The sequence below is a fragment of the Anaplasmataceae bacterium AB001_6 genome (assembly GCA_020002265.1).
In the GTDB taxonomy this organism is placed as follows: Bacteria; Pseudomonadota; Alphaproteobacteria; order Rickettsiales; family Anaplasmataceae; genus AB001-6.
This window is the reverse complement of record CP048228.1, coordinates 659,108-673,152: the sequence shown is the minus strand read 5'-3', so window position 1 is coordinate 673,152 and position 14,045 is coordinate 659,108. Positions and strand designations below refer to the sequence as shown.

Here is a 14,045-nt window from a genome sequence, read left to right as displayed (position 1 = left end):
ACATTAATAATATTATTGATGAGGTTGCACTCAATCTTAATTATAAAGTATTGATTTTTTTCTTTCAACAAGATGATAGTAAACTTAGATATATTATATAACCTTTTATATAATTTAATTTCATTCACAGTTCTTATTACAATCGTTGTTTTTATACACGAATATGGGCATTATTTTTTTGCTAAAATTTTTGGAGCTAAAATTTTAACCTTTTCAATAGGTTTTGGGAAAAAATTATTTTCTAAAACAGATAAAGATGGAACTGAGTGGTGTATTGGTGCTATTCCTGCTGGTGGTTATGTTAAAATTCTTTCACGAGAAGATGAGGAATATATAAATAATGAAGAAGAATTTACAAAAGCTTCTACTATGGAAGATAAGTTACTTTGGCAAAAAATAATAATAGCATTGGGTGGTCCTCTTGCTAACATATTATCGGCATTTTTGTTAATGTTTGGATTATTCATTTTATACCCACAAGATCTTGGTCCATTGAAGATAGATTCCATTGACGATACTTCTTTTGAATATTATTTTGGATTAAAAGAGGGGGATATTATAACAAATGTTGATGATCATGAGATTTACAATTATTCTTCTTACATAAAATTTGTTAATTTATATGTAAAAGATGATTTTACTGTTACTGTTTTTAGAGAAGAAACCAAACTTGTTTTTAATATAGATCTATCTGATTATCTCGATAATTTCTTTATACCTTTGTTGATTAATAATGATGATTTTCGACATGATTTTTTAAAGGGTAAGGATATAGATATACACAATCAAGATACTTCTAAAGCTTTAATAATTGAGTTGATAAAAAAACAACCAGGATTTACTGGAGAATTAAATTTAACTAAAATGGGTTTATTTGCAGCATTAAATAAGTCTTTTTGGGGGATAATTGATACTCTTAATGCTATTTCTATTGTATTGTACAATATGGTATTTCACGGTATAGGGTTTGATAATTTAGGTGGACCAATAAAAATAGTAAGCATTTCTGGAAGTGTGATGAAACAGGGATTGTTGCAATTTGTCTGGTTGATTGTCATTATATCAATAAATCTTGCTTTTATGAATTTATTACCCCTTCCGATGCTTGATGGCGGTCAAGTGCTAATGTATATTTTAACTTACAGAATAGGGGATTATAATACAAAAAGAAATATCGAAAAGTGGATTGCAAGAATTGGTGTTGCTTTTTTGATATTTTTGATTGTATTTGTTTCATATAATGATATAAAAAGTTTCTCTATTTTTTAATAAAAATACCTTTGGTTACCTGTAGATTGGATTTATGAAAATAAAATTTTTTGTATTTTTTTTATTTTGCATCCTTTTTTCTTTTAATGATGATGTCTGTGCAGAACAAAGATCTTATGAGATAAAAAAAATTACGATTCAAGGGCTGGTTGATATAAATGAAAATGAATTCAGAAATTATTTAAGCATTAAAGTTGGTCAATATTATGACTATTTATCTGTTATTTCAAGTTATAGAGAATTGTTTGATAGATATAAATTGCAAGATTTAAGTATGCAGTTTGATGAAAAAAAAGGTATTTTACACATTAAGGTTCAAGAAGGTTTTATTGTAGAAAAAATAAGATTTGACAACCCTGATTTTAATATTTTTTCCTATTTATCTATAAGCAGTGTTATTAAAGAAGGTAAAAATAATACTAAAAACAACATAAATAAAGGTAAAAAATTTAAGATACTTGATAGAGATGCAGTTCTAGAAGATATAAATTTTATATATGGTTATTATTTTTCTAAATCTAGACCAGATACAAAAGTCTATTATACTATAGAGAAATATGACAACCATCCTAATTCCGTAGAATTGGTTTATCACATTAGAGTTTCAGAACCTATTTTTATTGAAAAAATTAATTTTTTTGGAAATGATTCTATATCATATCTAGAAATATTGGATGTGATGTCAATGAGAGAATTTGAACCTTATGATAAGTATTTTTTTGGAACCGGTAGTAGATATTTGCGTCCTAAAATTGATTATGATGCACAAAATATTACTAAATTTTATCAATCTAAAGGTTATCATGATTTTATAATAAAAGATGTCGTTATTACAGATAATGCTAACGGTTCTATCAATATAGATTTTTATTTTAAAGAAGGTGATTTGTATACAGTCTCAGATGTATTACTTGATATAGATAATAAAGAATATCTTAAAGATGATGTACTGCAGAAAATGAAGATGATTATAGAAGATTGTAAATCTGATGTAATTGGTAATATTTTATCTAATTCAAGACTTATGGAGACAAAATTTGAGATTGAAAATTTATTGTCACAAAAATCCGATAATATATGGAGAATTAGTTACGATTTTCGTAAAAAAGATCAAGCAAAAGATAAATTAGAAGTATATTTTAGCATCAATAAATTAAAAAATAATTTTATTAGAAAGATTGATATAACAGGTAATAATAGAACAGCAGAACAATATATTCGTCGAGAATTAGAGATATCAGAAGGTGATGTACTAAATTGGGAGATGTTAAGTAAAGCAAAGCAAAAAATGTTTGCTACATCCTTTTTTGAAAATGTTGAAATTTTTGAAAATTTTCATACTAAAGAAGGCAGTGATTTAACTGATTTAGAGTTTTTCATGACAGAAAGAAAAACTGGGAGTGCAAATGTGGCCTTGCAAATTGATAATACACAAGACGGTATAAAATTTTCAATTGGATATTCAGAAAATAATTTTTTAGGAGAAGCGTGGAATATTAGTTCACTCTTTGATCTATCTGTAAATAATCAATATAATTTTATGTTTAGTATATATAGACCAAAAATATATGATACGGATATATCTATGGGGCTTAGAGTATTTACTAATAAAGTAAAGCGTGGAGAGGGAAAATCAGCGTTAAAATATGATTGGAGCTACTATAAACATGCTATTGGTTGTAAGGTTTATAGTGCATTTAAAATTACAGATAGATTATCAAATCACATTTTTTATGAAATTAAAAGAAATAAAGTAAATGTTACCAAAAATTCTGATAAAATATCACAGATTATAATGAATGATACAAAAGAGATATTAATCGATTCATCTGTTGGAACTAATTTTGTCTTTGATTATCGTAACTTCTTTTTAGGAAATAGAATCGAGGGGATACGTTCTGATTTTTCTATGCAATTGGCAGGGATCGGGGGAACTGAAAATTATGTAAAAACTTCTATCTCTGGAAAATATACAAATTTTATTTTATCTGATGTTATTGATGCTACATTATTTTCAATTTATGCTAATTTTTCAGCTATTTATGCATATGGTTCATATTATGTAAATGATGCAAATAGATTTAGATTAGGAATGGATCAGATTAGGGGTTTTGCTATTTCCGGAATAGGTCCTCGAGATAAAGAAACAGATGATTCATTAGGAGGACAAATAGCTTTTTATGCTAATGCTCAAGTAAATTTCCCTCTCTATTTCTTCAGAAATTTTATAAAAGCTTCTGCTTTTGTGGATGTTGGAAATCTTTATCATGTAAATGTAGAACCAGAATTACAGCATTTAGTAGAAGAAAATAGATTACTTAGAATATCGGTTGGTCCAGGAATTTTGTTTAATATACCTAATATGGGTGTATTAAGATTTGATTGGGGTTTTCCAATTAAGAAGCATAAACAGGATAAAGTATCAGGTCTTCGAATTTCTTTTGTTGATGTTTTTTAGTCATATATTGACAAAAAATTCTTTCTTGATACCATTTATTAACTGTTATTTTGCCGTTATAGGTAGGGATTAGTGAATAGTATTGAAAGAACTTTAGCAATTATAAAGCCTGACGCTTTTCGTAAAAAGATAATTGGTAAAATTATTAATTATATAGAAGATAGCGGATTGGATATTGTAGAATGTAAATTGAAGAAGTTAAAAAAATCTGAAGTAGAAGATTTCTATTCTGTGCATAAAGAACGAGATTTTTTCCCTGATTTATTAGATTATATGATTTCTGATAAAGTTGTTATTTTATTATTAGAAGGATATAATGCTATACAAAAATATAGAGATTTAATGGGGAATACAGATCCTAAATTAGCTGATAAAGGAACTATAAGGGGCGATTTTGCAGATAATATATCAGAAAATTGTGTACATGGGTCTGATAGCAAAGAAAATGCAAAAATAGAGATTCGGTACTTTTTTGGTATTTAATTTTTTATAGAGGTTTTTTTGATACGATATAGCAAATTAGAGTTTTATAAAAGTTCTTTTTATATTATTTTTTCTAGTTTATTCTTGTTTGCTTTTGGTCTGCTTGTACAATTTTCCTCAGGACATGGTGATTCTAGGTCGTTTTTTTTGCATCAATTGCTATTATTTTTGCTATTTTTACCCTTTGCTGTTTTTTTATTTTTTGTAAAAGCAAATATTTTTTATAGATATTCGTATCTATTTTTTGTTTTGTCATTTGTACTATTAGTGTTTGCATTTTTTATTGGTGTAAATGCTATGGGTGCCACTAGATGGATAAAATTTCTTGGATTTCAATTTCAGCCTTCAGAATTAATAAAGATTGGGATAGTTCTTCTTCTGGCACGATACATATCAGATGTGGGATTAAAAGCTGTAAATAGCGTTTTTATCTTATTTTTTATGTTTTTGATTGTTTTATGTCCTTTATATGTGATATTAAAACAACCTAATTTAGGGACAGCAATTATTATTTCTTGCATTGTGATGACAATTTTATTTTCTGTAGGAATGTACTATACTTACGTTATATTTTTTGTTTGTGCATTGCTTGTAAGTATACCCATTATATGGAAATACTTGTTGTATGATTATCAAAAAGTTAGAATTTTAACTTTTTTTAATGTTGAAAATGATAAGCTAACTACTGGTTATAATGTTCTACAATCTAAAATAGCAATAGGTTCTGGAGGGTTTTGTGGCAGAGGTTTTTTGTCAGGAACGCAGACACAACTTAAATTTTTACCAGAAAAGCATACAGATTTTGCGTTTACTGTATTGGCAGAAGAATTTGGATTTTTAGGTTCAGTTTTGGTATTTTTATTGTATTATCTTTTAATATCTTCTATTATAAGGATCACAAAATATTCTGATAATATATTTTATAGTATTACTATAGTAGGGGTTGCTTCTATCTTTTCTTTCCATTTTTTGATTAATGTCTCTATGGTAATGGGTGCACTTCCTGTAGTTGGTGTTCCGCTTCCATTTATATCTTATGGTGGAAGTGTTTTGCTATCCAGCATGATATCTATATCTATCGTCCTTTCGATAAATAAAAGTATATATGCATTAAATAATATATGAAAATCTAAGATTTTTTTAATTTATTAAACGAAATTATTTTGTTTTCTGGAGCAGTATTCTTTATAACTTTTTCTGTAAAAGCATCTTCACTTATTTCAATTAAAAAATCTGACTGTCTATCGCTTAACATAATAATTGAATGAAATGGTATTATAATATGACTCTCTGTATTTTGGTTAATATCATCAAACTCTAAAATCACATTTATACAATTAGAATCAACTCTCAAATCATGAAAATTTGACATTTCACCATCTTTTTTGAGTATTATGCTCATCAATTCAGGATATTTTTTTAATACTTCTTTTTCTATAACGCAACCTTTATGATTCGTTTTAAAAGTTACAAAAAAATCATAATCATAATTATTATATACTACAAGATCAAATATGCGTTTTATAGCATTTATTAGAGAATCATTCAGTATTTGCTCATATACAATAGTCACAACACAATATGCAACAAAAATTCAATACAATTAGTGGAGAGCTTCTGTTGCCCGGTGCTCTCCATACCGCGTCAAAAAATCATTTTAAATGATTAGCACAATTATGCAACCATTACTTTAGATTTATTGTCGTGCATCTTTAAATTATTTGCACTTAAATTTATAAACTTTAACGTTGTATATTACGGACAAAAATATTCATTTTCAAAGTACGTCGAAACTAATTCACTCCCCAAATAACATAAAAATGGAAGTGCCGGGTACCGCCCCCGGGTCCATAAATCTATTATTAAATATCATTTATTGTCATAGAATTGAGAAATATCCTCAATACTGCAATAGGCTAACATAGAAAGATTTTTTTTACAATTTTTCAGTTTATATATTTTATTTTTTCTTTTATCAATTTTTAAATTTCTCCCTATGATAAAGTCGTTAATTCTATATAATTTAAACTGTATTTTTCAATACAATTTTATTTTAAATATCTGAGATAAAATATTCATGTTATCTATAAAAAAAATATGCTTACATAATTTTCGCAATTATCAAGAAAAAATATTTGAATTTTCAGGAGAAGAAGGGACAATTTTAATTGGAAAAAATGGATGTGGTAAAACAAATTTGCTTGAATCTATATCTTTGTTAACTATTGGAAGAAGTTTAAAAAACTCCTATTGTAAGGAAATTGTAATGTATAGTAAAAATTTTTTTTCTGTGAATTTTGAAATTTTGGATAATAATGATATTTCTAATAATATAAGAATTGCTTATGACGCCATAAATAATAAAAAAAGTATAAAAATTAATAATTCAAATATTAAGGGTATACATGATATTTCTTCTATAATGAAGATCTATTGGTATACGCCAAATATGTTATTTGCATTTTTATCAGACAAAAATTTTCGCAGAAAATTTATAGATAGAATTGCTTATAATCATAATAGTAATCATTTACACAATATGATTAAATATGAAGAATTAAGGAAACAGAGAATCAAAATTTTGTTAAATAACTATGATGACACATGGTTATCAAGTATAGAAAAAATGATGGCGCAATATGCAATAAAAATAGCTCAAGATAGAAAATCTGTCATTGATTATCTAAATTCTCAATTTTCTAATATTTTGTTTCAAAATGATTTTATAATTAGAGTATCTATGGTTGGAAAATTTGAGTCACAATATGATAATAGCAAACCTGATGATGAAAACATTGTTTCTTATATCATGAATTTATGTGAATTTCGTGACAAAGACAAAAAAACAGGTAAAACGCATTTTGGAATCAATGTTAGCGATTTCAGCATATCTGCGGATAATCAAAGTATCCACTTTTTATCTACAGGCCAGCAGAAAACAGCGCTATTGATGACAATCATATCTTCAATCAAGGACATAAATCAGTCGATATTACTAATCGATGATTTATGCTCATGCTTTGATGAAAATAATTTATATTCTTTTTTATCAAATCTAAGAGAGCAAAAAATATACACTATATCATCAAGCAGTGCGCTTGAAAAAAGAAACGAAATGCAAAAATTCTTCAATTTAATACAAATTTAATGCAGATAACAATTATATTATGCAAAAACAATTTTAGGAAATTTTTCTTTCACCAAATTTTCTATTATAGATGCCACTTCCTCTATACTTTTAGAATCTGAAGATATCAACTTATAGCGTTTTCTATTTCTAGATAAATCTTGATAAGCAGCCCAAATTCTTCGATGTACAAAAAAATTATAATGAAAACTATCTTTTGATTTCATTTTACTTTTATCTGCTATATTACCATACCTTTTTTCTAATCGCTCTTTCATTTTATCAACAGAAATATCCAATATCACGGTTAAATCTGGCGATATATAATTCTTATATTTTTCAAAAATTATATTATGCAATTTTTTTATTTTTGTTATAGATATTCCTTTGGTATATCCTTGATAAGCTATTGTTGAATCAATAAATCTGTCACATATTACTATACCACCTGCTTCTATTGTAGGACATATCACATCCATACAGTGTTCATATCTAGCTGCCATAAACATTAACAACTCTGACTCAGGATATTTTACATTACCTTGTAAAACTAAATCTCTTATTTTTTCAGCATATTGTGTTCCCCCAGGTTCTCTAGTAAAAACAACCTTATCGTTGACATCTTTGATTTTATTATACAAAATCTCACTCTGTAGTGTTTTTCCAGCACCAGAAACACCTTCAAAAGTAATAAACATGGCGTATTTTATAATTAATAAGTAGATAATATAAATTACACATCAATCAACAATGAGCAGGGATCTTCTATATATCTCTTTATATTCTGAAGAAAAGTTACTGCTCCTTTGCCGTCGACAATTCTATGATCATAAGATAAAGCTAAGTACATCATCGGTGCAACAATTATCTCATTATTTTTTCCTACAATTGCTCTATTGGTTATGGAATGCATTCCTAATATTCCTGATTGAGGAGGATTTATTATTGGTGTAGATAATAAAGATCCAAATATACCGCCGTTTGTTATTGTAAATGTTCCCCCAGACATATCGCTGACTTTTAATGTGTTAGATTTTGCTGCTTTTGCAAATTCTATAATTTGTTTTTCAATATCTGCAAAAGACATATTTTGTGCATCTTTTAGAACAGGAACTACTAAGCCTTTATCCGTTGATACAGCAACTCCTATGTTACAATAATTTTTATAAATTATATTATTTCCTCTGATTTCTGCATTTATTTCAGGAATATCTTGTAATGCTTTTATTGATGCTTTTACAAAAAATGACATGAAACCTAATTTTACACCATGCTTCTTTGCAAAATCATCTTTATACATACTGCGAATCTTCATCACATTGTCCATATTCACTTCACTAAAAGTGCTTAACATTACAGCATTATTTTGGGAATTTTTTAAGTTCTTGGCTATAGCCAGTCTTATGTTACTCATATTAACTGCTGTTTCTCTTTCAGATAATTTATTATTTTGAATATTCTGAGAAACATTATTTTCAATAGATTTTTGGCTATTACCCGAAGTATCAATTACACTATTTATTTTTTGCTGATCTATCGTTGATAATACATCTTCTTTTGTAACAATAGAATTTTTTCCAGATCCAGAAATTTTACTAATATCAATATTCATATTATTTGCAATTTTTTCCGCTGCTGGTGAAGAAGGTATCTCTTTTTTGCTTGAATCAGAAATTTCTATAATTTGATTTGGATCCACTTGAGGTTTATCTGATGTTTCTTCTATTTCTGCAATTACAGCACCAACATCTACTACATCATTATTATTGACTGCAATACTTTTTATTACTCCATTGAATGGTGAATTGATCTCTACGGCTACTTTATCTGTTTCTATGGTTGCAAATAATTCATCAGCTTCTATATACTCTCCTTTTTGTTTCGTTATTGATGAAATACTTCCTTGAGATATTGATTCTCCTAAGTCTGGAACAATTATCTTGTTTATTTTATTCATGATTCAATTATTGAAATAATAAAAAAGTAGCAAATAGAATTTTTAGTAATCTATTTTCCATGGTTGAAAGTCATAATATAATATGAAATAGATTTAATTTAAATGCAAAGTTTTCTATTTTTTTTTCCTTTTGTTAAATAAAAATTCCACATTTTAAAAATTATCACTATAAATACTAAATAATATACAAGTATATTTAAAATCAATGAACAAAAAGTGCGAAAATTTTTGTTCATAGAATAAATTTTTTGTCTTATTGTCATTTGCTACAATTGAAAATATTTGTTGTTTTTGATAACATCCATAAGTACACACGGTACGTAGATTGTTATTTGGTATTAATTTAAGAATGCATGATTTACTGAACATAGATTCAATGTTGGAAGCAGGAGTTCATTTTGGGCACAGAAAGAGTTTATGGAATCCACAAATGTTGCCCTATCTTTACGGAATATCTCGTAATGGAACGCATGTGATAGATTTATCAAAAAGTCTTTGCATGTTGAAATTTGCAATGCAATCAGTAAAAGATGTTGCTTCTAAAGGTGGAAGGATATTATTTGTTGGCACTAAAGTACAATCTACCAAAATTATAGAAGAGCAAGCTATTCGTTGTGGTCAGTACTATATCAATTCTAGCTGGCCTGCTGGATTATTAACTAATTGGCGTAGTGTCTCTGGTTCTATAAAAAAAATAGGGCATTATGAAAAATTCTTGAGTAATGAAGATGTTTTGGCAGGTTTGAAAAAAAGAGAAATACTGCGCGTAAAAAGGAAATATGAAAAAATTTTAAAAACCTTTTGTGGTATAAAAAATATGGGAGGTTATCCTGATATTTTATTTGTTTTGGATACTAATAGAGAAAAAGTGGCTATTACTGAAGCTAATAAACTTGGGATTCCAGTTGCTGCAGTTGTTGATACGAATTCTGATCCAAGAAATATTCAGTATCCTATTCCAGGTAATGATGATTCTGTAAAATCAATAGAGTATTTTTGTTCTATTATAGCAGATGCTGTCTTATTAGGCATGGAAAGTGGTTTAAAAAAAGATGAATTGCTAAAAAAAGGAGATATTAAAACTACTGAAGATGTAGCATCATCCTTGATGGATAAAAAATATCCGGAAGGAACTAATCAACCTGAATCTCAAGGTTAGATGTTTGGTATAATATTGTTATTTTATAAGTATTTTTAAGTGTTTTTATATGTCTAGTGATAAATCTTTGAAGAATGATATCCTTAAATTGAGAAATGAAACGAGTGCAGCTCTTTCTATGTGTAAAAGTGCCTTATTGGAATCTGAGGGCAATTATGATGAAGCGCTAAACATTATAAAGAAAAATTTAGGATCGAAAGCTTCTAAAAAATCAGCTAGATCTACAATGGAAAAAGCTTATATTATCAGAAATGATAATGGTAAAGCTGTAATATTATCTTTTGCTACAGAAACTGATTTTGTCTTGAAAAATGATGTTTTGCAAAATTTTTTTTCAAAATTGGCTGATTTTGCTTTTAAGAATATAGATCAGTTTGATGATTTACAAAGTTTTTTGTCTTTGCTTTTTGAGGAGAATAAGACTGTTTCTGATAATTTGAAATCTATGATTGGTATCATGGGAGAAAATATAAACCTTTTAAATTTGGAAAAAATTGTTATTGAAAAAGGGGAAATACATACTTATGTTCATGGAGAGAATTGGTTTCAAGATGGAATTGGTAGAATTATCGTGATTTTATGCCTTTTTCATTCTTCTGACGTGAAAAAAGTTGTATTGGGAGATTTGGCAGAGAATATATGTATGCATGTGTGTGCTATGAATCCTCAATATCTTTTTATAAATGATATTGATCAAGGTGTTATTGAGGAGCGAAAAAAAACCTTTTTGGATGAAATTGCTTCTATCAAAAAATCACAGAATATAGTTGATCAGATTGTTGCGGGAAAAATAAAAAAATTTTTTAAAGATGTTGTTTTGATAGAACAGGATTTTGCGTTACAGAATAGTCAAGAATCTGGAAAAATAACCGTTGCACAGTTAATTGATTTATTTAATAAAAAAGAGGGATCTGATGTTTCGATATCTTGGTTTAAGCGTTTTGGATAATAATTGTTGTTAAAAATTAATGAGTAGCTTTATGCCGCGTTATAGACGAGTTTTATTGAAAGTCTCAGGAGAACTTCTTATGGGAGAAAGAGATTTTGGTCATGATTGCTCGATAATTCATCAAGTTGCTGAAGATGTTAAACAGGTACATGATCTTGGAGTACAAATTTGTCTGGTTATAGGAGGAGGAAATATACATAGAGGAACCTCAAATAAGTGGGGAAATATTGATAGAACTACAAGTGATCATATGGGTATGCTAGCTACTGTTATAAATTCTCTTGCTATAATGGATAAATTAGAAAATATTGGAGTTGATTGTAGGGTTATGTCTGCTTTATCTATTTCTTCTATATGTGAAACTTATATCAGAAGAAGAGCAGATCGACATATATCAAAAGGGAGGGTAGTTATATTCGCATGTGGCACTGGGAATCCTTTTTTTACTACTGATACTGCAGCTGTCTTGAGATCATTAGAAATGAATTGCGATATCATAATAAAGGGATCAAAAATAGATGGCATATACTCTGATGATCCCAAAAAAAATAAAGATGCTCGTAAATTTTTGAGTTTAACTTATGATAAAGTTATTAGAGAAGATTTAAAATTTATGGATATATCTGCTATATCTTTGGCAAAAGATAATGGAATGCCTATATCAGTTTTACCTTTATTTGAAAAGGGATCTTTTAAAAAATTTATAATGAATGAAAGTGAATATAGTTTGGTTTCTTGATTAGTGTTGTTGTATGTCCGATGATGATTTAAATATCTTATTAAAATTAGATAATTTTTTAAAAGATGCTGCAAGTCGTATGATTTCTACCGTTAATTTTTTTGTTGATAAATGTGCTAATTTGAGGACGGATAGAGCGAGTGTTGGTATGTTTGATGATGTAGTAATTGATGCTTATGGAGATCGTTTACCTTTACGTCAATTGGCCAATGTGAACTTGATTGATAATTCTCGACTTTTAATTTCTGTTTGGGATTCGTCCATTGTTCATAAAATTTTCAGATCTTTACAGAACGCTGAATTGGGTGTAGGATTAGATATTGCTGATAGTACAATAAAGATCACTCTTCCTATGGTTACTCAAGAGCGTAGAAAAGAGATGGTGAAAATAGCTGAATCTTATGCAGAAGAATCAAAAATTTCTATTAGAAATATTAGAAGAGATTCTAACTCTAGAATTAAGAAAATTGCGGAAGATGGTGTATCTTCTGATGAAAGAGATAGGTATTTAGATAAGATTCAGTCTATGACAGATGATAATGTAAAAAAAATAGATGATCTTTTAAAAAAGAAGTGTAGAGAGATTATAAATTGATATGTATGGTAAATTTAAATCATGTAGCATTTATAATGGATGGAAATTTTAGATGGTCAGGTATTAACAAAGTTCCTTTACTTGAATCATACCATAGAGGTTTTTTGGTTGCTAAATCTATGCTAGAGCATCTTTTGTTTAATTATGATCTTACTGATATCACTTTTTATGTACTTTCAAGAGACAATTTTATGAAGCGCTCTGAAGAAAATTTAAAAGCTATTCTTGATGTCATTGAGAATATAAAATATACCGATGATATGTACTATAATGATCGTGTTAGTTATTCTTTATTAGGGGACAAAGATATTATAGATAGCTTAAAATTTAGAATGAATTTTGTTGAAAAAAATAAAACTGATTTATCAGTTAATTTAGCGATTGGATATAGTTCTAGGTTTGAATTGGTAGAGGCTTTTAGAAAATTTTATGATGATTACAAAAAAACTTCTTTAGAAGATGATTTTTTTAGTTATGATAATGTCAAAAAATATTTTTATTCCGATTTTTCGGATCCTGATCTTATAATTAGAACTGGCGGAATGAAGCGTTTAAGTGATTTTTTGCTTATGCAATCTGCTTATTCAGAGCTGTATTTTACGGATATTTTATGGCCAGATTTCACTATTCGTGATCTTGATATTGCTATAGATGTATTTAATAGAACGAAAAGAAATTATGGGAGATGATTTTTTAGTACGTTCAGTATCATACGTTTTTATGATTACTATATTTTTTCTTTGTTTTTATTTTGGAGATACTACGTCATCGATTTTATTTGTCAGCATATTAGTTCTTTCTTTATATGAATGGAACGCGCTGTCTGTCCTTTTAGGAAATAAATTAGTATCTTACGCAGGTTATTTTTTTATTGTTTTAATGATAATATCTGCTTTTTTTCTTTATTTTAACAATTTTATACTTCTTATCTTTTCTGTATTTTTTAGTATTCTTACTGATACAACAGCCTATATATTTGGAAGAAAATTTGGAAAAAGGAAGTTTTTTAAGAATATTAGCCCGAATAAAACTTGGGAAGGTTTTTTATATTCTACGATTTTTAGTATGATTTTTTCTTTTATCGTACTATATTTCGTAGCTAATAAGATGTTATTTATAGGTTTTTTTGTTCCTTTCATTTCTAATTTTGGGGATCTTTGCATGTCTTTTATAAAACGTAAAGCTAAAATTAAAGACACGGGTTCAATAATACCTGGTCATGGTGGAATACTAGATAGGATAGATAGTTGGGTATTTATCTTACCTACTATATCCTTCTTTTATTTTATCTATTATCTGTAATTTTTGC

General features: G+C 27.7%; 14 protein-coding genes and 1 other RNA gene. 11 read left to right on the top strand and 4 right to left on the bottom strand.

Annotation, left to right across the window (positions count from 1 at the left end; translation table 11 throughout):
• Positions 1–72 precede the first annotated feature (72 nt).
• The 4 genes from GUI12_03205 to rodA all read left to right on the top strand — a co-directional run bounded on the left by GUI12_03205 (position 73) and on the right by rodA (position 5,335).
• Positions 73–1,269 carry a hypothetical protein gene (locus GUI12_03205; GenBank protein UAT43145.1) on the top strand — a complete coding sequence of 399 codons (1,197 nt, stop codon included), beginning with the start codon at positions 73–75 and terminating at the stop codon, positions 1,267–1,269.
• A 34-nt stretch (positions 1,270–1,303) separates the two neighbouring features.
• Positions 1,304–3,727: an outer membrane protein assembly factor BamA gene (bamA, locus tag GUI12_03200; GenBank protein UAT43144.1), complete on the top strand. Its 2,424-nt coding sequence runs from the start codon at positions 1,304–1,306 to the stop codon at positions 3,725–3,727.
• 72 nt (positions 3,728–3,799) lie between these two features.
• On the top strand, positions 3,800–4,210 hold the full coding sequence (ndk, locus tag GUI12_03195; protein UAT43143.1) for a nucleoside-diphosphate kinase: 411 nt from the start codon (positions 3,800–3,802) through the stop codon (positions 4,208–4,210).
• A gap of 84 nt (positions 4,211–4,294) precedes the next feature.
• The gene (gene rodA / locus GUI12_03190; protein ID UAT43142.1) at positions 4,295–5,335 is read left to right on the top strand and encodes a rod shape-determining protein RodA; all 1,041 of its coding nucleotides are present in this window, start codon (positions 4,295–4,297) and stop codon (positions 5,333–5,335) included.
• Positions 5,336–5,339: 4 nt separating this feature from the next.
• On the opposite strand, the gene GUI12_03185 is transcribed toward rodA, so the two are convergent.
• Together GUI12_03185 and ssrA are read right to left on the bottom strand one after the other, a co-directional pair.
• Positions 5,340–5,783 (bottom strand): hypothetical protein, encoded by a 444-nt coding sequence (locus tag GUI12_03185; protein UAT43141.1) that lies wholly within the window; start codon positions 5,781–5,783, stop codon positions 5,340–5,342.
• 32 nt (positions 5,784–5,815) lie between these two features.
• Positions 5,816–6,142, bottom strand: a transfer-messenger RNA (tmRNA) gene (gene ssrA, locus GUI12_03180).
• 145 nt (positions 6,143–6,287) lie between these two features.
• Here ssrA and GUI12_03175 point away from each other — a divergent pair.
• Positions 6,288–7,358: an AAA family ATPase gene (locus GUI12_03175; GenBank protein UAT43140.1), complete on the top strand. Its 1,071-nt coding sequence runs from the start codon at positions 6,288–6,290 to the stop codon at positions 7,356–7,358.
• A gap of 17 nt (positions 7,359–7,375) precedes the next feature.
• Here GUI12_03175 and tmk read toward each other — a convergent pair whose 3' ends face one another.
• Positions 7,376–8,035: a dTMP kinase gene (gene tmk, locus GUI12_03170; protein UAT43139.1), complete on the bottom strand. Its 660-nt coding sequence runs from the start codon at positions 8,033–8,035 to the stop codon at positions 7,376–7,378.
• 35 nt (positions 8,036–8,070) lie between these two features.
• Positions 8,071–9,294 (bottom strand): 2-oxoglutarate dehydrogenase complex dihydrolipoyllysine-residue succinyltransferase, encoded by a 1,224-nt coding sequence (gene odhB, locus GUI12_03165; protein UAT43138.1) that lies wholly within the window; start codon positions 9,292–9,294, stop codon positions 8,071–8,073.
• A 349-nt stretch (positions 9,295–9,643) separates the two neighbouring features.
• Between odhB and rpsB the strand changes: the two genes are divergently transcribed.
• From rpsB to GUI12_03135, 6 genes are read left to right on the top strand one after another with little or no spacing between them, the layout of a single operon-like run.
• Entirely contained in the window at positions 9,644–10,453 is an 810-nt protein-coding gene (gene rpsB / locus GUI12_03160; GenBank protein ID UAT43137.1) for a 30S ribosomal protein S2, read from the top strand.
• 49 nt (positions 10,454–10,502) lie between these two features.
• Positions 10,503–11,402: a translation elongation factor Ts gene (tsf, locus tag GUI12_03155; protein ID UAT43136.1), complete on the top strand. Its 900-nt coding sequence runs from the start codon at positions 10,503–10,505 to the stop codon at positions 11,400–11,402.
• 19 nt (positions 11,403–11,421) lie between these two features.
• On the top strand, positions 11,422–12,141 hold the full coding sequence (locus GUI12_03150) for a UMP kinase (GenBank protein ID UAT43135.1): 720 nt from the start codon (positions 11,422–11,424) through the stop codon (positions 12,139–12,141).
• Positions 12,142–12,154: 13 nt separating this feature from the next.
• Positions 12,155–12,736 (top strand): ribosome recycling factor, encoded by a 582-nt coding sequence (frr, locus tag GUI12_03145; protein ID UAT43134.1) that lies wholly within the window; start codon positions 12,155–12,157, stop codon positions 12,734–12,736.
• A 5-nt stretch (positions 12,737–12,741) separates the two neighbouring features.
• Positions 12,742–13,425, top strand: a complete 684-nt coding sequence (uppS, locus tag GUI12_03140) for a di-trans,poly-cis-decaprenylcistransferase (GenBank protein ID UAT43133.1) — start codon at positions 12,742–12,744, stop codon at positions 13,423–13,425.
• On the top strand, positions 13,415–14,038 hold the full coding sequence (locus GUI12_03135; protein UAT43132.1) for a phosphatidate cytidylyltransferase: 624 nt from the start codon (positions 13,415–13,417) through the stop codon (positions 14,036–14,038). The genes uppS and GUI12_03135 overlap by 11 nt, the downstream gene beginning before the upstream one ends.
• Positions 14,039–14,045 lie beyond the last annotated feature (7 nt).